20 protein-coding genes are annotated in these 21,448 nt (G+C 63.4%); 16 read left to right on the forward strand and 4 right to left on the reverse strand.

Annotated elements, in window-relative coordinates; translation table 11 throughout:
• Position 1: 1 nt before the first annotated feature.
• The 6 genes from PspR32_RS13100 to PspR32_RS13125 all read left to right on the forward strand — a co-directional run bounded on the left by PspR32_RS13100 (position 2) and on the right by PspR32_RS13125 (position 5,921).
• Positions 2-943: an HlyD family secretion protein gene (locus PspR32_RS13100; RefSeq protein ID WP_159388646.1), complete on the forward strand. Its 942-nt coding sequence runs from the start codon at positions 2-4 to the stop codon at positions 941-943.
• 54 nt (positions 944-997) lie between these two features.
• Positions 998-1,462 carry a sterol desaturase family protein gene (locus tag PspR32_RS13105; RefSeq protein ID WP_010226054.1) on the forward strand — a complete coding sequence of 155 codons (465 nt, stop codon included), beginning with the start codon at positions 998-1,000 and terminating at the stop codon, positions 1,460-1,462.
• 138 nt (positions 1,463-1,600) lie between these two features.
• A complete protein-coding gene (locus PspR32_RS13110) occupies positions 1,601-2,077 on the forward strand; it encodes a RidA family protein (protein ID WP_010226055.1) in 477 nt (158 codons plus the stop codon).
• Entirely contained in the window at positions 2,074-2,991 is a 918-nt protein-coding gene (locus tag PspR32_RS13115; RefSeq protein ID WP_036995637.1) for a pyridoxal-phosphate dependent enzyme, read from the forward strand. Before PspR32_RS13110 ends, PspR32_RS13115 begins: the two co-directional genes overlap by 4 nt.
• Positions 2,992-3,801: an AraC family transcriptional regulator gene (locus tag PspR32_RS13120; protein WP_036995635.1), complete on the forward strand. Its 810-nt coding sequence runs from the start codon at positions 2,992-2,994 to the stop codon at positions 3,799-3,801.
• A 134-nt stretch (positions 3,802-3,935) separates the two neighbouring features.
• Positions 3,936-5,921, forward strand: coding sequence for a hypothetical protein (locus PspR32_RS13125; RefSeq protein WP_036995633.1), 1,986 nt, complete (start codon positions 3,936-3,938; stop codon positions 5,919-5,921).
• A 49-nt stretch (positions 5,922-5,970) separates the two neighbouring features.
• On the opposite strand, the gene PspR32_RS13130 is transcribed toward PspR32_RS13125, so the two are convergent.
• Positions 5,971-6,864, reverse strand: coding sequence for a bile acid:sodium symporter family protein (locus tag PspR32_RS13130; RefSeq protein WP_036995631.1), 894 nt, complete (start codon positions 6,862-6,864; stop codon positions 5,971-5,973).
• Positions 6,865-6,991: 127 nt separating this feature from the next.
• On the opposite strand from PspR32_RS13130, the gene PspR32_RS13135 reads away from it, so the two are divergent.
• From PspR32_RS13135 to PspR32_RS13145, 3 genes are all read left to right on the forward strand, one after another.
• Positions 6,992-7,873: a Dyp-type peroxidase gene (locus tag PspR32_RS13135; protein WP_010226062.1), complete on the forward strand. Its 882-nt coding sequence runs from the start codon at positions 6,992-6,994 to the stop codon at positions 7,871-7,873.
• A gap of 24 nt (positions 7,874-7,897) precedes the next feature.
• Entirely contained in the window at positions 7,898-8,647 is a 750-nt protein-coding gene (locus tag PspR32_RS13140; RefSeq protein ID WP_036995629.1) for a carbon-nitrogen hydrolase family protein, read from the forward strand.
• Between the two features lie 259 nt (positions 8,648-8,906).
• A complete protein-coding gene (locus PspR32_RS13145; RefSeq protein ID WP_010226065.1) occupies positions 8,907-10,808 on the forward strand; it encodes a potassium transporter Kup in 1,902 nt (633 codons plus the stop codon).
• 8 nt (positions 10,809-10,816) lie between these two features.
• Here PspR32_RS13145 and PspR32_RS13150 read toward each other — a convergent pair whose 3' ends face one another.
• The 3 genes from PspR32_RS13150 to pdxR form a co-directional block, all read right to left on the reverse strand.
• Positions 10,817-12,073: an MFS transporter gene (locus tag PspR32_RS13150; RefSeq protein WP_100783253.1), complete on the reverse strand. Its 1,257-nt coding sequence runs from the start codon at positions 12,071-12,073 to the stop codon at positions 10,817-10,819.
• 34 nt (positions 12,074-12,107) lie between these two features.
• Entirely contained in the window at positions 12,108-13,172 is a 1,065-nt protein-coding gene (locus PspR32_RS13155) for a TIM barrel protein (RefSeq protein WP_010226069.1), read from the reverse strand.
• A 104-nt stretch (positions 13,173-13,276) separates the two neighbouring features.
• Positions 13,277-14,773, reverse strand: coding sequence for a MocR-like pyridoxine biosynthesis transcription factor PdxR (gene pdxR / locus PspR32_RS13160; RefSeq protein WP_159388647.1), 1,497 nt, complete (start codon positions 14,771-14,773; stop codon positions 13,277-13,279).
• 189 nt (positions 14,774-14,962) lie between these two features.
• Between pdxR and PspR32_RS13165 the strand changes: the two genes are divergently transcribed.
• The 7 genes from PspR32_RS13165 to PspR32_RS13195 all read left to right on the forward strand — a co-directional run bounded on the left by PspR32_RS13165 (position 14,963) and on the right by PspR32_RS13195 (position 21,309).
• On the forward strand, positions 14,963-15,943 hold the full coding sequence (locus PspR32_RS13165) for a quinone oxidoreductase family protein (RefSeq protein ID WP_010226073.1): 981 nt from the start codon (positions 14,963-14,965) through the stop codon (positions 15,941-15,943).
• A gap of 13 nt (positions 15,944-15,956) precedes the next feature.
• Positions 15,957-16,805, forward strand: coding sequence for a TauD/TfdA dioxygenase family protein (locus PspR32_RS13170; protein ID WP_010226075.1), 849 nt, complete (start codon positions 15,957-15,959; stop codon positions 16,803-16,805).
• A 45-nt stretch (positions 16,806-16,850) separates the two neighbouring features.
• A complete protein-coding gene (locus tag PspR32_RS13175; RefSeq protein ID WP_159388648.1) occupies positions 16,851-17,903 on the forward strand; it encodes a 3-keto-5-aminohexanoate cleavage protein in 1,053 nt (350 codons plus the stop codon).
• Between the two features lie 109 nt (positions 17,904-18,012).
• On the forward strand, positions 18,013-19,329 hold the full coding sequence (locus tag PspR32_RS13180; protein ID WP_159388649.1) for an MFS transporter: 1,317 nt from the start codon (positions 18,013-18,015) through the stop codon (positions 19,327-19,329).
• Positions 19,326-19,979: a DsbA family oxidoreductase gene (locus PspR32_RS13185; protein ID WP_100783251.1), complete on the forward strand. Its 654-nt coding sequence runs from the start codon at positions 19,326-19,328 to the stop codon at positions 19,977-19,979. The genes PspR32_RS13180 and PspR32_RS13185 overlap by 4 nt, the downstream gene beginning before the upstream one ends.
• Positions 19,976-20,302 carry a Rieske (2Fe-2S) protein gene (locus tag PspR32_RS13190; RefSeq protein WP_010226083.1) on the forward strand — a complete coding sequence of 109 codons (327 nt, stop codon included), beginning with the start codon at positions 19,976-19,978 and terminating at the stop codon, positions 20,300-20,302. Before PspR32_RS13185 ends, PspR32_RS13190 begins: the two co-directional genes overlap by 4 nt.
• The gene (locus tag PspR32_RS13195) at positions 20,299-21,309 is read left to right on the forward strand and encodes a YeiH family protein (protein WP_159388650.1); all 1,011 of its coding nucleotides are present in this window, start codon (positions 20,299-20,301) and stop codon (positions 21,307-21,309) included. The genes PspR32_RS13190 and PspR32_RS13195 overlap by 4 nt, the downstream gene beginning before the upstream one ends.
• Positions 21,310-21,448 lie beyond the last annotated feature (139 nt).

Here is a 21,448-nt window from a genome sequence, read left to right on the forward strand (position 1 = left end):
CTTGAACAAACTTGTCGCCCAGGTCTCGACCCTGGTTGTGGTGGTGCTGGCGCTGGTGCTCGGCTGGTTTGCCTGGGAGCATTACACCCGCGCGCCCTGGACCCGCGATGCACGGGTGCGCGCCGACGTGGTGACGCTGTCGGCGGATGTCGCCGGGCGTATCGTCAGCCTCAAGGTGGCGGACAACCAGCACGTCGACAAGGGCGAGCTGCTGCTGGAGATCGATCCCGAGCGTTATGCCCTGGCGGTTGAGCATGCCCGCCGCGCCATCGAGGTGGCGCGGGCCAGCGAAGGCCTGGCCCAGGCGGCGATCATCTCCAGCCAGGCCCTGCTCAAGCAGCGCCAGAGTGAGGAACAACGGCGGCGCACCTTGAAGCAGGGCTTTGCCATCTCCGGTGAAGAATGGGAAAAATCCAGTACCGACGTTGCTGTGGCCCAGGCCGAACTGATGCGTGGCCAGGCCAACCTGAGCCTGGCCAGCGCCAACGTGCGACTGGCCAGCGCCGCCCTGACCCAGGCGGAACTGGACCTGCAACGCACGCGCATCTATGCGCCGGTCAGCGGTTATGTGACCAACCTGCTGACCCGCCAGGGGGATTACGCCACCGCCGGCGGGCCGCTGCTGGCGCTGGTCGATAGCGGCTCGTTCCACATCAGTGGCTACTTCGAGGAAACCAAGCTGCCGCGCATTCATCAGGGCAGCAAGGTAGACATCGCATTGATGAGCGGCGAGCGCTTCCAGGGCTGGGTGCAGAGCATCGCTTACGCCATCACCGACCGCGAAAACGCCCCCGGTAACCGCCTGCTGGCCAATATCAACCCCAGTTACACCTGGGTGAAACTGGCCCAGCGCATCCCGGTGCGCATTGAAATAGACCCGGCTTATGCCGGCAAGGCCAACCTGCGCGCCGGTACCACGGCGACAGTGACGGTGCGCGAGTAGGGCCGAGGTGGTAGGCTTTGCGGCGTTTTTGCCAACTCACGCGAACTCGAGCGCATGATCCTCAACCTTGTTGTATTTCTCTGCACCCTGACGGCCATGGAGGGCATCGGCTATCTGGCGCATCGCTACATCATGCATGGCTGGGGCTGGTTCCTGCATCGCTCGCACCATGAACCGCACCTGGGGGCGCTGGAAACCAACGATGTCTACCTCCTGGCCTTGGCCCTGATCGCCTTTGCCCTGGTCGCGCTGGGCAGGGCCGGGCATGCGCCGCTGCAGTGGGTGGGGGCGGGGGTGGCAGCGTTCGGGGTGATCTATGTGATCGTCCATGACGGCATCGTTCACCGGCACTGGCCGTTCCGGCCACGGCCGCGCAACCGTTACCTCAAGCGCCTGTACCGCGCGCATATGCTGCATCATGCGTTGAAGGGGCGGGACAACAACGTGTCGTTCGGCTTTCTCTACGCGCCGCCGCTGCGCAGGTTGAGGCAGCAGCTGCGGGCGCGGCAGCGCGGCTGAGATTTTCGCCGGCAAGGCCGGCTCCCACAGGGGATCTGTGCACGCCGGACCTGCCAGCGATCGAGCGCAATTTCATACAAGATTCCCACAGCCCAGTAGCAGTAGGCTGGCCAGGTTCCCTCCTCAAGGCCACCTGCCATGTCCGTATCCCCTCATCAGCGCCTGGAACAACTGGGCATCATTCTCACGCCGCCCAGCCCACCGGCCGCCGCCTATCTGCCGTGGGTGCAGAGTGGCAACCTGCTGTTTATCTCCGGTCATATCGCCAAACACAATGGCGCCCCCTGGGTTGGCCAGCTCGGCCGCGAACTGGACACCGCCAGCGGGCACCTCGCCGCGCGCAGGGTTGGCCTCGACCTGCTCGCGACCTTGTTCGCCGCCACCGGCGACTTGAACCGCGTGGCCAAAGTGGTCAAGCTGCTATGCCTGGTCAACAGCTGCAGTGACTACACCCAGCAGCATCTGGTCGCCGATGGCTGCTCTGAATTGTTCGAAGAAGTCTTCGGCGAGCGCGGCAAGCATGCCCGCAGCGCTTTCGGGGCCAGCCAGATTCCGCTGGGCGCCTGTGTCGAAATAGAACTGATCGTTGAATTGACCAGTGGAGAAACCTTATGAGCCTGCACATCGAAACCCCGCTGGTGGCCTCACGCCCGTTGAGCCTGGCCAGCGGCCTGGACATCTGGCTGAAGCTCGATGCGCTGCAGCCGTCCGGCTCGTTCAAGTTGCGTGGCATCGGTGCCGCCTGTGAAGCCTATGCCAAGCAGGGCAAGCGCCGCTTCGTGTCGTCGTCGGGCGGCAATGCCGGCATCGCCGTGGCTGTTGCCGGGCGCATTCTGGGCCTGCCGGTGACGGTAGTGGTGCCAGAGACCACCACCGAGCGGGCCAAGCAACTGATTCGCCAGGAACAGGCCGAGGTGATCGTGCACGGCAAGGCCTGGCACGAGGCCAATGCCCTGGCGCTGTCGCTGATGGGCGAGGACGACGCCTATATCCATCCGTTCGATGACCCGCTGCTGTGGCAGGGCCATGCGACCATGATCGACGAAGTCGCCGCCACCGGTTTCAAGCCCGATGCCGTGGTGGTCGCAGTCGGTGGCGGCGGCTTGCTGTCCGGCGTCTGTGAAGGCTTGGCGCGCAACGGCTGGGGCCAGGTGCCGGTGTTTGCCGTCGAGACCGCCGGCGCCGCCTCGCTGGCAGCCTGCATGGCGCGCAAGCAACTGGTGGCGCTCGATAGCGTCAATACCGTTGCGACCTCGCTGGCGGCCAAACAGGTGTGCCAGCGGGCGTTCGAGTGGAGCCAGCAGCGACCGGTGTACAGCCATGTGGTCAGTGATCAGGCGGCGCTGGAGGCCTGCGAGCAGTTCCTGCTGGACCAACGCATCCTGGTCGAGCCCGCCTGCGGTGCAGCCCTGGCCCTGGCATATGCGCCAACGGCAGCACTCAAGCAGCACCAGAAAGTGCTGGTGATCGTCTGTGGTGGCGTGACCGCGACCCTCGACCAGATCCGCCAATGGCGGGCGGCCTGCTAGTTGGATAGCGTCGTCCACCAGGCCCCCGGGCATCCAGGCGTGCGCCTGATCGATGCCCGCTACCAGCAATTTGCCTTTCCCCGGCATTTTCACCTGGAGTACCACATCGGCCTGATCGTCACCGGCCAGCAGCGTTACGCCGCCGGCGGCACGCGCCAGCTGGCCGGGGCAGGGGACATCCTGCTGATGGCGCCGGAGCATGTGCACGATGGCGCCAGTGCCGATGACCAAGGCTACAGTATCCGCATCCTGACCCTGGACCCTGCCTGGCTGGCCGAGGTCAGCCGTGACCTGAGCGACGGCCGCCAGGGCCTGCCCAGTCTCAATGCCTTGCAACTGCGCCACCCGCAACTGCAGCAGCTGCTCGACGGCCTGCACCGGCAACGCGACCCGCTGGCGTTCCAGAGCCAGCTATGGGAGGCACTGGCACTGTTGCTCGGGCTGGGTTCGACGCTCAAGGTCGGCGAACACGGCCAGGGCTTCGATCCGCTGCGTTGGCGGCAACTGCGTGATTGGCTGGAGTCGCGCCTGGACCTGCCGCCAAGCCTGGAAGAGATGGCCGCCTTCACCGGCCTCAGTCCCTGGCAACTGCTGCGCCGCTTTCGCAACCATTGCGGCCTGCCGCCGCAGCAATGGCTGACCCAGCTGCGCCTGGAGCGGGCCCTGCCCAGGGTACTGGCCGGCCAGCCGTTAAGTGCCATCGCCCTGGACCTGGGCTTCTACGACCAGGCCCATTTCAGCCGGCTGTTCCGCCGCACCTATGGCGCGCCGCCGCGCGGCCTGGCGCAGGGTAAAGCCCCCCGCCAATAATGGCTAGTTGACATGTGCGCGCCAGGACTGAACTATACCCCGCTTCGCTCGGCGCCAGACGCCACCTCTCGGAACTTCTTTTGCGTCGATAACTTCCCGCTCTTCGGGAGGCACCCGCTGTCTATGGAATGAGTATGCGTACACTGCTAACCGGACTTACTTTCTGCCTGGTAATCCTTGCCTCTCTGGCCAGCGCGGCACCCGCGGCTAATCAGAACCAGACCCAAGCGCTTCAAGAGCAGGTGCGCACACTGCAAAACGAGGCGATCATCCTCAAGAGCGTCATCGACAATCGCCTCGACGCGCAGGACAAGCGCATCGGTGATGTCGGCTTGTCCATTGCGGGCCAGGCCAACGCGATCGGGGAAATCTCGAACCTTTCCACACTGGTTGGCATCGGTATCACCGTGATCGTCGCAATCATTGCCACCATCGCCGGTCTGCTCGTGTACTTCACCGCCAAGAATCAAGCGGTCACCGAGGCCAAAGAGGCTGTTGAGCAGTGGCTTAAAGAGCATACCGAAAGCCTTCAAGACGAGATTAGTGCGCTCAAGGTTAAAGTCGCACAGGCCCATCGGGAAATTGATCAGCACACCTCCGATGCCAAGAATCACGCTGATGAGCTGAAACATTTCATCGAGGAAACCCGCAACAAGCATGATCAGGAAAACCAGAAGATTTTTTCTCGAGAGGGCCATAAAGACCACCTCTTGCAAAGCGCAAACGATGACAGAAGTGCCGTACTGCAAGTCAGCGAGGCATTGAAGTCTAAAGCGGAGAACGACTTCACCGCTGAAGACAACTATGCGCGCGGGCTCAGTGAACAGCTGGGTAAACACTACGAGTCGGCCTTGTATTGGTTCGATAAAGCGTTGGAGAAAGGGAAGGTCGAAGACATTTCACCAGAGCGCTTTGTCGATTTCCTCTTGAGGCGTGCGGAATCACTTTCAGAGTTGGGGCGTAGTGATGAAGAAATTGCCGTATACGATGAAATTGATCGTTTGTACGGGGATGCCGAGGGGGCGTGGCGAGCACAGGTTGCCAGCGCACTGGTCAACAAAGGTATAACGCTTGCGCAACTCGGTCGCCGGCAAGAAGAAATCGCTGTTTATGACCGTGTCGATCAACGCTATCGCGGCGATTCCGATCCCCATGTGCGCGAGCAGGTCGCCAGGGCGCTGGTTAACAAAGCCTCCAGCCTTGATTGGCTTAACCGCAGCGATGAGGAGATCAGTGTGTATGAAGAAATTGATCGACGCTTCGGCCAGGATAATAACGATGCGTTGCGTGCACTGGTTGCCACCGCACTGTTCAACAAGGCACTGACCTTGGGCCAGGTTGAGCGCAGTGACGAAGAAATCGCCACCTATGAAGTGATCAACCAGCGGTACGGCAGTGACGATAATCCTAACCTGCGTGAGCGTGTTGCCCGTTCCCTCTATAACAAAGCGATTGTTCTAGGGCAGCGCGGCGACAGTGAAGAAGAACTCAAGACCTATGACCTGATCGACCAGCGATATGGCCGGGACAATAGCCCTGAAATACGTGAACAGGTCGCCACGGCATTGGCCAGCAAAGCCTATCGACTGAACCAGTTAGGTCGCGGCGAAGAGGCAATTGCCATCTACCAGGACGTGGATCATCGATACAGTAACGACAAGGCGCTCCCTGTGCGCATCGCGGTTGCCAAGGCATTGATTTCCAAAGGTGCAAGGCTCAATGAACAGGGACGCATTGAAGAGGCTATCAACGCCTACGCATTGGTCGAAGAGCGTTACGGCAAGGATGAAAACGTTGAGCTTCGCGAGCGCGTGGCGGTGGCCCTGGTCAACAAAGGTGTCATGCTTGGTAAGAAGGGATCCAGTACTGATGAGATCGCAGCCTATGACGAGGCCATCCGGCGCTACGATCAAGACACCACGCTCGGGCTTCGTGAGCAGGTTGCCAAAGCGCTGTTGTTCAAAGGCATCACATTAAGCACGCTTCAGCGTAAGGACGAGGCCATTGCCCTTTACGAAGACATTGAGCGTCGATTTGGCAACGACACCGATAGCAGTGAGCTATTGCACACTATCGTCGCCCGGGCAGCCTCGCTCAAACAGCACTTGACCCAGCGTTGAAACCGGCTGCTTCAGCGCTGTGTTGGCCTTGAAGCAGCGGGCTTGTCTGTTATTGGTCAGCCACCTCACCGACACTGATATGCTCGCGAGCGCGGCTCACCCACCAGCCAAACCCAGCCGCGGTAAAGAACATGATCAAACTGTAAATCGCCGCCGGTATCGCCATGGTCGAGTTGTTCAGCAGGGTAGGGCTCAGCGCCAGGGCAATCGCCAAGGTGCCGTTGTGAATGCCGATCTCCATGCCGATGGCAATCGCCTGACGTTTGGGGATTTTCAGCAGGCGCGGCAGCCAGTAGCCGATGCTCAGGCTCAACAGGTTGAACAACAGCGCGGCGCCACCTACCACCGGGGCATAGTCGACGACGGTCTGCCAGTCCTTGACCATCGCCAGGACAATCGTAAATACCAGAAACAGTGCGGCAATGATTTTCATCGGCCGCTCCATGCGCGTTGCAAATCCCGGCGCCAGATAGCGAATCAGCATCCCCAGGGCCACCGGCACCAGGACGATGGCAAATACCTGCAGCACCTTGGCAAACTGCAGCGGGATGGCCTGGTCGGCGGCCATGAAGTGCGCCAGCGACAGGTTGACCAGCAGCGGCATGGTCAGGATCGCGATCAGCGAGTTGACCGCCGTCAGGGTCACGTTCAAGGCCACATCACCATGGGCCAGGTGGCTGAACAGGTTGGCAGTGGTGCCGCCCGGCGAGGCCGCCAGCAGCATCAGCCCGACCGCCAGCGCAGGCGCCAGGCCAAAGCCCTTGGCGATCAGAAAGCAGATCAACGGCAGCAGCAGGATCTGGCAGGCCAGGCCAATCAGCACGGGCCTGGGGAACTTCACCACCCGGGCAAAATCGGCCAGGGTCAGGGTCAGCCCCAGACCGAGCATGATGAAGCCCAGGGCAATGGGCAGGAAGGCACTGAGCAAGGGCGATGCAGTCATGGCATAGACTCTTAAAAGGGGCGATGTACGCCAGTGTAGGAAAGGATTTCAATATCCATTACTTATCTTGCGGTTTATGCCCACCAGACAGTAGCATCGCCGCTTTTACCCCAGGACCCGATTCCCGATGCAGTTTCAGCCAGGCATTCTCGCCGCTCCCGTTCCCGCCCAGGCCCGCCACCTGTTTTTCACCTTGCACTCGCCAGCTGCGCTGCCGGGCGTGCTCGATGCGCTGCAGCAACAGGTCGATGGCAGCCGTGTGGTGGCCGGTTTCGGTGCGCCGCTGGTGCAGGCCCTGGGCCGCAGCATCGACGGCCTGCGCGAGTTTCCACGCCTGACTGCGGCGGTCGACAATCCCTGCACCCAGCACCACCTGTGGCTGTGGCTGCGCGGTGAAGACCGCGGTGACCTGTGGCTGCTCAGCCAGGACCTGGAACAACTGCTGGCCGCGGCGTTCACCCTGGCCGAGGCCACCGATGCCTTCCGCCACAAGAGCGGCCATGACCTGACCGGCTATGAAGACGGCACCGAGAACCCGGTGCAAGACGCCGCCATCGACGCCGCCATCCGCTCCAGCGACGTGCCGGGCCTGAACGGTTCGAGCTTTGCCGCCTTCCAGCTGTGGCGCCATGACCTGAATTGTTTCAAGGCATTGCCGCAAGCCGAGCAGGACGACATCATCGGCCGCCGCAAGGCCGACAACGAAGAACTCGACGATGCGCCGCAGTCGGCTCACGTCAAGCGCACCGCCCAGGAAAGCTTCGCGCCTGAGGCCTTTATCGTCCGTCGCTCGATGCCTTGGGCAGACGATCGTGGCGCGGGCCTGGCCTTCCTCGCCTTCGGCCACTCCTTCGATGCCTTCGAAGTGCAGCTGCGACGCATGAGCGGCCTGGAAGACGGCGTGGTCGACGCCCTGTACCGCTTCAGCCGGCCGCTCACCGGCGGCTACTACTGGTGCCCGCCACTGGGCGAGCATGGCCTGGACTTGAGTGCTTTGCTCACGGGTTGAACACCCCTCCTTAAGGATGAAAGCATGACAATGACTGTCGCTTGCGCTCAAACCGTTGCCATTGCCCGGGACATTACGGGCAATGTGCAGCGTCATCTGCAGATGATGCAGTTGGCCGCCGAACAGGGCGTGCAGTTTCTGTTGTTCCCGGAACTGTCGCTGACCGGCTATGAGCTCGATGCCGCGTCCGACCTGGCCCTGGGCACGGACGACCCGCTGCTCGAGCCATTGCGCACCCTGGCCCGTCAACAGGCTATGTACAGCGTGGTCGGCGCGCCGGTGCGTGTGCCCGGCAGCGGCCACGTGCTGCTGGCGGCGCTGATCTTTCGCCCCGACGGCAGTGTCGGTCTGTACAGCAAGCAGCATCTGCATCCTGGCGAGGACCTGGTGTTCAGCCCCGGCAGCGGTGGTGATCTGCTGCCACTGGGGGGCCAACGGCTGGCCCTGGCCATCTGCGCCGATGCCATGCAGCCCGGCCACCCGGCTCATGCTGCCAGGCTCGGTGCGGACATCTATGCGGCGGGGATGCTGATTTCCCACAGGGGCATCGTTGCCGAGAGCCAGCAGATGGCCGGTTATGCCGTCGAACACCAGATGATGGTGATGCTTGCCAACCATGGCGGCGAGACGGGTGGCTGGCAAGCGGCGGGGCAGAGTGCGATCTGGGCCAGGGATGGCGCACTGATCTGCAAGGCGGATGGGGCTGGGGAGTGCCTGGTGGTGGCTCGGCAGGACGGTGCCGGCGCGTGGGAAGGGACTGTGATCGGGCAGTAGATCGATTGCGGGTCAAGCCCGTTCCCACAGTAGATAGGTGTACGCCGGACCTGTGGGAGCTGGCTTGCCAGCGATGAGGCCAGTCCAGCCAGCCCATCAGGTGTTGCCTGGATTACGACCGCTGCGCGCTCGATCGCGGGCAAGTCCCGCTCCCGCAATAGCAGGCCAAGCTGAATGTAAGAAAATTTTACGGACTTTTTACGAAGGCCCGTTACGCAGAAAGAGATACTGCCCTGGCATTTCTTCGAGACGTCTGACCGTGAGCCAAGCCGCAACCTCCGCAAACGCCCATTCCCCCGTAAAAACTTCGTCACTTAGCCTGTTGATCGCCGCCGCCGGCGTGGTCTATGGCGATATCGGCACCAGCCCGTTGTACACCCTCAAGGAGGTCTTCGCCGGCCATTATGGCGTGCAGGCCAACCATGACGGGGTGCTCGGCATCCTCTCGCTGGTGTTCTGGTCGCTGATCTGGGTGGTGACCATCAAGTACGTGCTGTTCGTGCTGCGCGCCGACAACCAGGGCGAAGGCGGGATCATGGCCCTGACCGCCCTGGCGCGGCGGGCTGCTGCGCCGTACCCGCGCTTGAGCCGGGTGCTGGTGCTGCTCGGGCTGTTTGGCGCGGCCTTGTTCTACGGCGACAGCATGATCACCCCGGCGATTTCCGTGCTGTCGGCGGTGGAGGGGTTGCAACTGGCCTTTGACGGCATCGACCACTGGGTGGTGCCCCTGGCGGTGGTGGTGCTGGTGGCGCTGTTTCTGATCCAGAAGCATGGCACCGCACGCATCGGTATCATTTTTGGCCCGGTCATGGTGCTGTGGTTCAGCGTGCTGGGCGCGCTGGGGGTGTACGGCATCGTCCAGCGCCCGGAAGTGCTGCTGGCGATGAACCCGGCCTGGGCGGTGAACTTCTTTATCGTCCACCCGGGCATGGGCGTGGCGATTCTTGGCGCAGTGGTGCTGGCCCTGACCGGTGCCGAGGCGCTGTATGCCGACATGGGCCACTTTGGCCGCAAGCCGATTGCCCGCGCCTGGATCCTGCTGGTGCTGCCGGGGCTGGTACTCAACTATTTCGGCCAGGGCGCGCTGATCCTCGGCAACCCCGAGGCGGTACGCAACCCGTTCTACCTGCTGGCTCCGGACTGGGCGCTGGTGCCGATGATCGCCCTGGCCACCCTGGCGACCATCATTGCCTCCCAGGCGGTGATCTCCGGCGCCTTCTCGCTGACCCGCCAGGCGATTCAACTGGGTTACGTGCCGCGCATGTTCATCCAGCACACCTCCAGCCAGGAACAGGGGCAGATCTACATCGGTACGGTGAACTGGGCGTTGATGGTCGGCGTGGTGTTGCTGGTGATCGGCTTCGAGTCGTCCGGCGCACTGGCGGCGGCCTATGGCGTGGCGGTGACCGGCACCATGCTGATTACCACCTTGCTGTCCTCGGCGGTGGTCTTGTTGCTGTGGAAGGCGCCGCGCTGGCTGGCGGTGCCGTTGTTGCTGGGCTTCTTGCTGGTCGACAGCCTGTACTTTGCCGCCAACGCACCGAAGATCTTCCAGGGCGGCGCGTTTCCGGTGATCGCCGGTACTGCCTTGTTCATCCTCATGACCACCTGGAAGCGCGGGCGCAAGATCATCGTCGAGCGCCTGGACGAGTCGGCCTTGCCGCTGCCGCTGTTCATCAGCAGCATCGCCGCGCAACCGCCGCACCGGGTGCGGGGTACTGCCGTGTTCCTCACCGCTCGGGCCGATGCCGTGCCCCATGCGTTGCTGCATAACTTGCTGCACAACCAGGTGCTGCATGAGCGGGTGGTGCTGCTCACCGTGGTCTCCCAGGACCGCCCGCGGGTACCGGCGGCGCAGCGCTTCGAAGTGCAGGGTTTTGGCGAAGGCTTTTATCGGGTCAACCTCAACTTCGGCTTCATCGAGGAGCCCGACGTACCGGCCGCGCTGCAACTGTGCCACCTCGAAGAGCTGGACTTCAGCCCGATGGTCACCACCTACTTCCTCAGCCGCGAGACGGTGATCCCGACCAAGCGCATCGGCATGGCGCGTTGGCGTGAGGCGCTGTTTGCGTTCCTGCTCAAGAACGCCAACAGCAACCTCAAGTACTTCAACCTGCCGCTTAACCGGGTGATCGAACTGGGCACCCAGGTCGAGATGTAACCCAGGCGCTACGCCGCGGCCGGTGCGGCAACCGGGGCGGCGTTGCGCACCTGTCGTTGCAGGCGACTGGCGACGGCAAAACCGATCAGAGCCAGCAGCATCATGGCGATGAACACATAGTTGTAGCCTTGCTGGCCCGGGAAGTGGTCAAGGATTGCGCCGTAGCCGACATAGGCGAACATCCCTGGCGCATAGCCGATCAGGCAACCGATGCCGAAAGCGGAACCTGTAATGTGCGGGGCGATGCCGACTTCGCCCATCGGTGCCCAGAACACCCCGCGCATGGAAAACACGATAAAGGCGAACGACAGCGTCGCGGCCATGCCGGCATAGATGAAGCCTGGGCTCTTGGGGACCAGGAGGATGATCGCCATCATCGGCAGCAGTGCCAGGAACGCCCATTTCAGGTAGCGGCTGGGGCTCTTGAAGTGTTTGTCGGCGATGAAACCGCCCGCCGGCCCGCCGAAGATCTTCAGCATGTACTGGTTGATGATGCCGTAGGCACCGATCAGCGCCAGCGGCAGGCCATAGACTTCCTTCAGGTATGGGATGAAATAGGTCAGGCCGCAGTAGACGATGTAAACCATGAACACGTTGAAGCTGACCAGCCAGATAGCCGGGACCTTGATGGCTTGCATGAGGTTGGCCAGCGGGTTCTTGGCGCTGGTCTGGGCTGGCGCCTGATTGCCTTTGAGCAAAAACCAGGTCAGCACGCCGGCGGCGATATCGATCAAGGCGTAGAACAGGATCGCCGCTTTCAGGCCATGTTCGCCGCTGCCCAGGGCAATGAACACGCCCAGCGCGGAAAACGCCACCAGCGTATCGACGACGCCCCGGCCACCTTCCAGCAGGCCGAACATGCGCCCTTGTTCCTGGTCGTTGCCCAGGCCGCGAATGGCCTTGAGCAGCGCTGGCCAGTAGATGCAGTCGGCACAGACCGCGAGCAGGCAGAACACCACCATCAGGCTGCTGAACGGCGGGAAGGTGGCCAGGTACAGGCCCAGGGCGCCGGTACCGATCAGGCCCAGCGGGATCAGCTTGCGGGTATCGTAACGGTCGGCCAGCATGCCGCCGACCACGAACAACCCGGTGGCGATGATGGCGTTGGCGCTGAGCAGCAAGCCGATTTGCGTATGCGAAAGCCCCATGAAGTCCTGCATGGGGACGTAGAACGCGTCCTTGAGGTTGGCCAGCTTGTAGACGGTGCCGCCACCGAGGATCAGGACCAGGAATTTGAACCATTTGGCCTTGTCGTGCGCTGTCATTTTCTTATTCTCCAGGCGTGTTTGGTTGTGGCGTTCAAGGGGTGGCGCAGCTGGCCAGGGTCAGCTCGGCGAGGGTGCGCAGCTCGGCCAGCAGGGTTTTCACGTAGCTGACCTGGTTGTTGGCCCAGCGCTGCTCACCGGCCAGCATCTGTTCGAGGGTGAAGCCGGCGGGCAGGGGCGTGTCACTCATTTCCCGGTAGGCAATGAACGGATCGGCCGGCTCGTTGTGTTGACGGAAGGCCGGGGCGATGTAGTGGTTCTCCTGTTCGAGGATGAAGGCGATCACTTGCGCCTGCCGGTCCCCGAGCATCAGCAGCTCGAACAGCATGCGCGCGCCGGGCAGCTCGTCCTCGGCGCTGCCCTGAAGCACACCGTAGTGGCCAAAACCCTGGTCTTCGGCCACCACCCGTACGCCCTTGAGGTGGCTCTGGCGAATATGCGGGGCGAGGTTGCGCAGGGCCTGCAGCGGTTGCTCGCAGGCATTGATCATGTTGCCGAAATCGAACAGGGCATTGAGGCGCGGATGGTTGGCCTGGCGCAGCAGCTGGGCAATTTCATCGCTCTTGAGCTCCTCGTGCTGCTCGAAGTCGAAGTGCAGGTCGTGGGCATCGGCTTGGTGGGCCAGGTACAGCAGGTCGCCACCGATCTGGTCCATCACCTGCGACAGCAGGCCTTCATAGCGCGAGTACACGCGAATGTTGCGGCTGCCGATGACCTTGGCCACGGCAACCACCGCATCGACGTCGGCCTTGCGCGTGCTGCTGATCTCCAGGTGCACGTCCAGTTGCAGGGCCCGGGCCTTTTCAGCAAAGGCGCACAATTGCGTCGTGTTCATTTGCGCCAGGCTGTTGTGCTCACCGTCGAGCATGTGCAGGCTCAGGCCGGCCAGTTCATGGCGATAGGCGAAGTCGAGCAGGTCGAACGGGGTGACGCGCCCGTGGGTGAGGTTGGTCAGTAGCGGGTAGGCGTGGGCAAACAGTCGCGCCTGGTCGAGGCGTTCAAGCAGGCGGGTGGCCAGCTCGCGGGTCAGCAGGGGTGCGTCAGCACCTTGCGCATTGTGGTTCAGCAACGTAGCGAAGCGTTTTTGTATTGTGTTCATTCGAATCGTTCCTGGTGCGGGCACCGGTTTACCGGCGCGTTCTTTATCGCGCCGCCGAGGAACACTCGATAGATCCATTACCAATCAATTGATAAGGCCACTGCTTAGACCGGGTGGCCAATCGCCCTGAGGGCCTGCACCAGCGCCTCGACCTTGGCCTCGGCCTGATCCTGGGGCGTGCCGGCAAAGCCGAGCAGCAGCGCCGGTGGCAAGTAGCGCGTGAGGCAGTAGTCACTCAAGGCGTAGGTATGCACGCCATGCCCGGCCAACTGCCGGGCCAGTGCCTGGTCATCCAGCTGCGGCGGGAGCCAGGCAATCAGGTGCATGCCGGCTTCGACCGGGGCAACCTGCAAAAAGCCGCCCAGGCGCCGTTGCAGCACCTCCAGCAAGCACTGCTGGCGGGCCTGGTACAACGTCCGCATGCGGCGGATATGGCCAATGAAGTGGCCTTCACTCATGAAGTCGGCGGTCACTGCCTGCAACAGGGTCGGCGGGCTGCGGTCGAGCACCGCGCGCAAGGTGCAGAACGGTTCGACCAGTGCCGGGGGCAGAATCACGTAACCCAGGCGTAGGGAAGGGAACAGCACCTTGCTGAAGGTGCCGACGTAGATCACCCGGTCGCCTCGGTCCATGGCGTACAGCGCCGGCAATTGCCGGCCGCGGTAGCGCAGTTCGCTGTCGCAGTCGTCTTCGATGATCCAGCTGCCACTGGCCGCCGCCCAGTCAATCAGTTCCAGGCGCCGGTTGTGGCTGAGGGACATACCCAGCGGGTGTTGCCGTGACGGGGTGGTGAACACCAGGCGCGCCTCGGGGCATTCGTCAATGGCGTGTTGCACATCGAGGCCCTGATCGTCGATGGGGACGGGCACCACCCGGCAGCCATGGGCCTGAAAGGCGATACGCGCGGCGATATGACCAGGGTCTTCCATCCATACCGGCTCGTCCGGGTTGAGCAGCAGCATCGCCAGCAGGTTGAAGGCCTGCTGCGCGCCGGAGACGATCACCACTTGCTCGGCGTTGCAGTCGATACCGCGGGCGTCGAAAACGTACTCGGCAATCGCCTGGCGCAGCGTCTGCAAGCCCTGCAGTTCGCCATAACCGAGCATGGCCTTGCTCGGTTTCTGCCCGTGGCGGTTGAGCAGACGCTTCCACAACGTCTGGGGAAAGGCCTCGAAAGCGCCATGACTGGGCAGGAACGAGGTCGGTGTATCGGCGCCGCAGTGGGCGTAGGACACCCCGCGAAAATGATCGCTGCGCAGCGACAGCATCGACTGGCTCAGCTCCGAGAGCTTGGGTGGCGCGGGAGCTTGCAGCTCGGCACCGGCGCTGCGCTGCCACTCGTCACTGACATAGGTGCCAGCGCCGGTACGCGACACCAGGAAGCCCTCGGCAATCAACTGGTCGAAGGCGTTGAGCAGGGTAATGCGCGAGAGCTGCAGTTCCTGGCTCAGGGTCCGCGTCGATGGCAAGCGAATGCCGCCTTGCAGGCGACCGGTGAGGATCTGCTTGCGGATCTGCAGGTACAGCTGGCGGTAAAGCGGCGTCGCGCTGTCACGGTCCAGTTCAATACCTGAGAACAATAAACCGGCGGGGGACTTCATCAAGGGCTCGCAGGCACGGAGGAGGGCCTGGCTATGCTACGAGAAAGCCCGCCAGGCAGCCAGCCCATGGGGTTTTGTCACCAAATGAAAACAGCCTGTCGTCCGATGCGAAGCACCCGGCAAGCGTTGGGCATAGAGTCCAGTCAACAAGAATTGACGCACTGCGTCAGGATGACTGGAGTGACATGCATGGCCAAAGTCGTACGCTTCTATGAAACCGGTGGCCCCGAGGTTCTGCGCTATGAGGATGCCGAGGTCGGCGAACCGGGCCCGGGGCAGGTTCGCCTGCGCCAGGTGGCGGTGGGCCTGAACTACGCCGACACCTATTTTCGCAACGGCACCTACCCGATCGCGCTGCCCAACGGCATGGGCGTGGAAGCCTCCGGGGTGGTACAGGCGGTCGGCGAGGGCGTGACCCAGGTCGCGGTCGGCGACCGGGTGACCTATACCGGCTTTCTCAACACCCTCGGCGCCTACTGCACCGAGCGCCTGATCCCGGCGGCGGCGCTGATCAAGCTGCCGGAAACCATCGCCTTCGAAACCGCGGCGGCGATGACCATGCGCGGCCTGACCTCGGCCTACCTGATGCGCCGCCTGTACGACTTCAAGCCCGGTGACACGATTTTGCTCCACGCTGCCGCCGGTGGCGTGGGCCTGATCGTTTCCCAGTGGGCGCGCCTGCTCGGCCTGACGGTGATCGGCACCGTGTCCACCGAGGCCAAGGCCGAAGTGGCCCGCGCCCATGGTTGCAGCCACACCATCAACTACAGCCATGAAGACGTGGCCAAGCGCGTGCGCGAGCTCACCGACGGCGTTGGCGTCAACGTGGTGTTCGACAGCGTCGGCAAGAGCACCTTCATGGCCTCGCTGGACTCGCTCAAGCGCCGCGGCCTGATGGTCTGCGTCGGCACCGCCTCGGGCAGCATCACGCCGTTCGACCCGCAGATCCTGGCGATCAAAGGCTCGTTGCAGCTGACCCGTCCGGCGCTGGCCGACTATATCGCAGATCCGGCCGAGAAGGCCGACCTTGCCGGCGAGCTGTTCGAGCATGTCAGCAGCGGGCGGATCAAGATCGAGATCAACCAGCACTATGCGTTGCAGGACGCGGTCCAGGCCCACCGTGACCTGGAAGCACGCAAGACCACCGGTTCGTCGATCTTCGTCATCTGAAGAGGGCAACAGCATGCACATCGAACAACTGACCTGCGCCATCGGTGCCGAAGTCATCGGGGTCAACCTGGCAGATGCGATTCATGATGACGACCTGTTCGAGCAACTGCGTGCGCAGTTGCTCAAGCACCGGGTGCTGTTCTTGCGCGACCAGAACATCACGCGCGCCGAGCACGTGGCCTTTGCCAGTCGCTTCGGCGAGCTGGAGGACCACCCGGTGGCCGGCAGCGACCCCGAGCACCCGGGCCTGGTGCAGATCTACAAGCGCCCGGACCAGCCGGCCGATCGCTACGAAAACGCCTGGCACACCGACGCCACCTGGCGCGAGGCACCGCCCATGGGCTGCGTGTTGCGCTGCCTGGAATGCCCGCCGGTAGGCGGCGACACTATGTGGGCGAATATGGTGCTGGCTTACCAGAACCTGCCGGAGGAGGTGAAGGTCAAGATCGAGGGCCTGCGTGCCCGGCACAGCATCGAGGCCAGTTTTGGCGCCGCCATGACGCTGGAAAAACGCCTGGCGCTCAAGGCGCAGTTCCCCGATGCCGAGCACCCGGTGGTGCGCACCCACCCGCAAACGGGCGAGCAGGTGCTGTTCGTCAACGCCTTCACCACCCACTTCAGCAACTACCACACGCCGCAGCGGGTGCGTTTCGGCCAGGATGCCAACCCCGGTGCCAGCGACCTGCTGCGCTACCTGATCAGCCAGGCCTACCTGCCCGAATACCAGGTGCGCTGGCGCTGGAAACCCAACAGCGTGGCGATCTGGGATAACCGCAGCACCCAGCACTACGCGGTGATGGACTACCCGCCTTGTCACCGCAAGATGGAGCGCGCCGGAATCAAGGGCGATCGCACCTTCTGAGCGCCTGCAACACCCCAGGACAATAACAAGACCGAGGACTACAGCATGCAATTCTTCGACGATTCGTTGCACCCGGAAAACATGGAAAAAGTGGTGATCACCGTGGCCCCGTACGGCCCGGAATGGATGCCCGAGGACTTTCCCGAAGACATTCCGCTGACCATGGACGAACAGGTACAAAAGGCGGTCGATTGCTATGAGGCCGGTGCCACTGTGCTCCACCTGCACGTGCGCGAACTGGACGGCAAGGGCTCCAAGCGCCTGTCGAAATTCAACGAACTGATTGCCGGCGTGCGCGAGGCGGTGCCGCAGATGATCATCCAGGTTGGCGGCTCGATCTCGTTCGCCCCGGAAAGCGATGGCGAGGCGGCCAAGTGGCTGTCCGACGACACCCGGCACATGCTCGCGGAGCTGACGCCCAAGCCCGACCAGGTCACCGTGGCGATCAACACCACGCAGATGAACATCATGGAGCTGCTGTACCCGCAGTACCTGGAAGGCACCTCTCTGGCCCATCCGGCGATCCAGGCCGCCTACAGCGAAATGACCGTACCGGCCGGTCCCGCCTGGGTGCGCGAACACCTGCGCCGTTTGCAGGCGAGCGGTATCCAGCCGCACTTCCAGTTGACCGGTATGCACGCCCTGGAAACCCTTGAGCGCATCGTGCGCAAGGGCGATTACATGGGCCCGCTGAACCTGACCTGGATCGGCATTGGCGGCGGTTTCGACGGGCCCAACCCGTTCAACTTCTTCAACTTCATCCACCGGGCGCCCAACGGCTGCACCCTGACCGCCGAATCGTTGCTGAAAAACGTCCTGCCGTTCAACACCATGGCCCTGGCCATGGGCTTGCACCCGCGTTGCGGCAACGAAGACACCATCATCGACCAGCACGGCAAGCGCTTCGGTTCGGTGCAGCAGATCCAGCAGACCGTGCGCGTGGCCCATGAACTGGGCCGTGAGATTGCCAACGGCAAGGAAGCGCGGGCCATCTACCGCATTGGCGAGCAGTACAGCAGCATCGAGCAGACCCTCCAGGCCAACGGCATGGCGCCTAACCGCCAGCCGGGCCAGAAGGGTGTGCCGCAGCGCGCCTGATTGGCCAGGCCCGGTACGTGTTTACGTGCCGGGCCGCCGATCCGCAGCGCTGACCGTCGGGCTTTTCAAAAACAATAAAACTCATGCCAGACAACCCCAAGGAGGCAGCATGGCCGCCTATCTCGCCAGCGCCACAGACGATGGCGCCGACACTTCACGGGGCATTCCACGGCGTTATGCCTGGATTGTCTTCGCCTTGACCTTCGGCCTGCTGATTTCCGACTACATGTCGCGGCAGGTGCTCAACGCCGTATTCCCGCTGCTCAAGGCCGAATGGGCCCTGAGCGACAGCCAGTTGGGCCTGCTCAGCAGCATTGTCGCGCTGATGGTCGGGCTGCTGACTTTCCCCTTGTCGCTGCTGGCCGACCGCTTCGGGCGGATCCGCAGCCTGGTGCTGATGGCCGTGCTCTGGAGCCTGGCAACCCTCGGCTGCGCCCTGGCCGACAACTACCCGCAAATGTTTGCCGCACGCTTTCTGGTCGGCGTCGGTGAGGCCGCCTACGGCAGCGTCGGCATCGCCGTGGTGGTGTCGGTGTTCCCCCGTGACATGCGCGCCACCCTGGCCGGAGCCTTCATGGCCGGCGGCATGTTCGGCTCGGTGCTGGGCATGGCCCTGGGCGGCTTGATGGCCCAGCACTTCGGCTGGCGCTGGGCGTTTGCCGGCATGGCCTTGTTCGGCCTGTTGCTGGCATTGCTGTACCCGCTGATCGTCAAGGAGGCAAAGATCGCTCCCCAGCGTGTGCAGGCTGCCGCCGACAAGGTCAGCCGGCCACTGCATACCCTGTACGGCAGCCGTTCGGTGATCGCCGCCTATGTCGGCAGCGGTTTGCAGTTGTTCGTCGGCGGCACGGTGATCGTCTGGATGCCCAGCTACCTGAACCGCTACTACGCCATGAGCACCGACCAGGCCGGGGTGGTGGCCGCCATCATCGTGCTGTGCAGCGGCATCGGCATGATCCTCTGCGCCATGCTTTGCGACCGCCTGGGCCGCCAGCGTCCGGACCGCAAGATCAGCCTGGCCATCGGCTATTGCCTGGGCAGTTGCCTGTTGCTGTCGCTGGCCTTCGCGCTGCCGTCGGGCACCGCGCAACTGGTGCTGATCTGCCTGGGGATGATGGTTGCCGCCGGCACCAACGGGCCGTCCAGCGCCATGGTCGCCAACCTGACTCATTACTCGGTGCACGGCACGGCGTTCGCCACCCTGACCCTGGCCAACAACCTGCTTGGCCTGGCGACCGGGCCGCTGATCACCGGCCGGGTGTCCGACCTGATCGGCCTGCATGGCGCCTTCCAGCTGGTGCCGTTGATTAGCATCGGCGCCGCGGCGGTGTTCTTCATCGCCAAGCGGCATTACCACCATGACATGGCCCGCCTGGACAACCCGCACGCGGTTGAGCCTGGTGCGGCCCGGGAGTTGAAACCGTGAAGCACGTGCTGTCGATCGAAGTGTTCTTCGACTTTATCTGCCCCTGGTGCCTGATCGGCCAGGCTCATCTGCAACGGGCCCTTGAGCAGTTGCGGCGCGAGCAGCCGGAAGTTGAGGTGAGTCTGCACTGGCGCGGGGTGCAACTGCTGCCGCAGATGGCCAGGACCGGCCAGCCGTTCGAGGCGTTCTACCGCAAGCGCCTGGGCAGTGATGAGGCAGTACGCCTGCGCCAGGCGCAGGTGCGCGCCGCCGCCGAGGCGGCAGGGGTGGATATCGATTTTGCCCGTATCAGTCGCATGCCCAATACCGCCGACGCCCACCGCTTGCTGCAGCGCGCCGTGGCGCTGGGCTCGCCGGAACAGGCCCAAGCCCTGCTGGCCAGGCTGTTTGCCGCCTACTTTCAGCAGGGCAAGGACCTGGGCGATCCGATTACTTTGCTGCACATCGCCCGCGCCTGTGGCCTGGAGCCGGCCCAGGTTGCCGATTGCCTGCGCGGCGATGCCAGCCCGTTCATTGGCGCCAATGACCGCGCCGCCGATGGCGTGCCGTGTTTCCGTTTCAATCAGCGCCTGCGGGTGTCGGGCGCGCAGCCGGTCGCGGTGCTGCTGCAGGCCATGGGCGACGCCCTGGAAGAGGCGGCCCCGGCATGAGCCTGCGCTATCCGGTACCGGCCGACAAAGTGCCGGCGCGTGGCGGGCGGGTGCTGCTCGAATGGCAAGGCAGGAGCGTGGCGCTGTTCAACGTCGCTGACACCTTTTACGCCATCGACGACAGTTGCCCGCACCAGGGCGCCTCGCTGTGCGGCGGGCGCCTGGACGGGCGGGTGATCCAGTGCTGCGCCCATGGCCTGCGCTTTGATCTGGCCAGCGGCTACTTGCTCAACTCCAATCAACTCAAGGTTGCCAGCTACCCGGTCGAGCGCCAGGGCGAGCAACTGTTCATCGTTTTAGCGTGCAAGGAACCGGGCCAATGAGCGTGATCGCAATTACCGCCGTCAATCTTCGTGCCCGGGAACTGGCGCCGGGCTTTATCGTCAGCCTGATCGCCGCGGCGGCGGCCAGCTTTCTCAGAGAGCACTACGATGCCCCGGTGATGCTGTTTGCCTTGTTGCTGGGCATGGCCCTGAACTTTCTTGCGGCCGATGGCCGTTGCAAGGCCGGGATTGAATTTACCGCGCGCACGGTGTTGCGCCTGGGGGTGGCGCTGCTGGGCATGCGCATTACCCTGAGCCAGATCGCCAGCCTGGGCTGGAAACCGGTGGCGCTGGTGGTGATCTTGGTGGTGGTGACCATCCTGGTTTCAGTAGTGGCCGCCCGTGCTCTGGGCTTTCAGCGCTTGTTCGGCATGCTTACCGGCGGTGCCACGGCGATCTGCGGTGCATCGGCGGCCCTGGCCCTGGCCGCGGCCTTGCCCCAGCATCCGCAGAAAGAGCGCGCCACCTTGTTTACCGTGATCGGCGTGTCAGCACTGTCGACCCTGGCGATGATCGTCTACCCGATGATTGCCGGCTGGCTGCAGTTGTCGCCGCAGCAGGCCGGGGTGTTTCTCGGCGCGACCATTCATGATGTGGCGCAGGTGGTGGGCGCGGGGTACAGCATGTCTACCGAGACCGGGGATGTGGCCACCGTGGTCAAGCTGATGCGCGTGGGCATGTTGCTGCCGGTGATTGTCTGTGCGGCGATGATCACCCGCCGCGCCGGCGGCGATGCCAGTGGGCAGCGACCGCCATTGTTACCGTGGTTTGCCGTCGGTTTCGTGTTGCTGGCCTGCATCAACAGTACCGGCTGGGTGTCGGCGGCCGTGCAGGGCGGGGTCAATGACCTGTCGCGCTGGTGCCTGGTGGTGGCGATCAGTGCCCTGGGCATGAAGACTCAGCTCAAGGAGCTGGCGGCGGTGGGCCTCAAGCCGATTGCGCTGATGGTCGGGGAGACGGTGTTTCTGGTGTTGCTGGTGCTGGCGTTGATGCACTGGGGGTTGTAGACGGTTGCCCACAACCGTTCTGCATGCTCCGCGAACCTGTGGGAGCTGGCTTGCCAGCGATGGTAGTCCAGGCAGCGCCTGATGTGCCGGCTGAACTGGCCTCATCGCTGGCAAGCCAGCTCCCACAATGTATCTGTGT

This window comes from Pseudomonas sp. R32, assembly GCF_009866705.1.
Lineage (GTDB): Bacteria > Pseudomonadota > Gammaproteobacteria > Pseudomonadales > Pseudomonadaceae > Aquipseudomonas > Aquipseudomonas donghuensis.

What these genes read in the sequence shown, in the direction of transcription:
- pdxR (WP_159388647.1), bottom strand. Translation starts at nt 14,773, where the DNA reads ATGAAGTCCCCCGCCGGTTTATTGTTCTCAGGTATTGAACTGGACCGT.
- PspR32_RS13150 (WP_100783253.1), bottom strand. Translation starts at nt 12,073, where the DNA reads ATGACAGCGCACGACAAGGCCAAATGGTTCAAATTCCTGGTCCTGATC.
- PspR32_RS13170 (WP_010226075.1), top strand. Translation starts at nt 15,957, where the DNA reads ATGCACATCGAACAACTGACCTGCGCCATCGGTGCCGAAGTCATCGGG.
- PspR32_RS13110 (WP_010226055.1), top strand. Translation starts at nt 1,601, where the DNA reads ATGTCCGTATCCCCTCATCAGCGCCTGGAACAACTGGGCATCATTCTC.
- PspR32_RS13130 (WP_036995631.1), bottom strand. Translation starts at nt 6,864, where the DNA reads ATGACTGCATCGCCCTTGCTCAGTGCCTTCCTGCCCATTGCCCTGGGC.
- PspR32_RS13165 (WP_010226073.1), top strand. Translation starts at nt 14,963, where the DNA reads ATGGCCAAAGTCGTACGCTTCTATGAAACCGGTGGCCCCGAGGTTCTG.
- PspR32_RS13105 (WP_010226054.1), top strand. Translation starts at nt 998, where the DNA reads ATGATCCTCAACCTTGTTGTATTTCTCTGCACCCTGACGGCCATGGAG.
- PspR32_RS13140 (WP_036995629.1), top strand. Translation starts at nt 7,898, where the DNA reads ATGACAATGACTGTCGCTTGCGCTCAAACCGTTGCCATTGCCCGGGAC.
- PspR32_RS13180 (WP_159388649.1), top strand. Translation starts at nt 18,013, where the DNA reads ATGGCCGCCTATCTCGCCAGCGCCACAGACGATGGCGCCGACACTTCA.
- PspR32_RS13155 (WP_010226069.1), bottom strand. Translation starts at nt 13,172, where the DNA reads ATGAACACAATACAAAAACGCTTCGCTACGTTGCTGAACCACAATGCG.
- PspR32_RS13115 (WP_036995637.1), top strand. Translation starts at nt 2,074, where the DNA reads ATGAGCCTGCACATCGAAACCCCGCTGGTGGCCTCACGCCCGTTGAGC.
- PspR32_RS13195 (WP_159388650.1), top strand. Translation starts at nt 20,299, where the DNA reads ATGAGCGTGATCGCAATTACCGCCGTCAATCTTCGTGCCCGGGAACTG.
- PspR32_RS13125 (WP_036995633.1), top strand. Translation starts at nt 3,936, where the DNA reads ATGCGTACACTGCTAACCGGACTTACTTTCTGCCTGGTAATCCTTGCC.
- PspR32_RS13175 (WP_159388648.1), top strand. Translation starts at nt 16,851, where the DNA reads ATGCAATTCTTCGACGATTCGTTGCACCCGGAAAACATGGAAAAAGTG.
- PspR32_RS13190 (WP_010226083.1), top strand. Translation starts at nt 19,976, where the DNA reads ATGAGCCTGCGCTATCCGGTACCGGCCGACAAAGTGCCGGCGCGTGGC.
- PspR32_RS13135 (WP_010226062.1), top strand. Translation starts at nt 6,992, where the DNA reads ATGCAGTTTCAGCCAGGCATTCTCGCCGCTCCCGTTCCCGCCCAGGCC.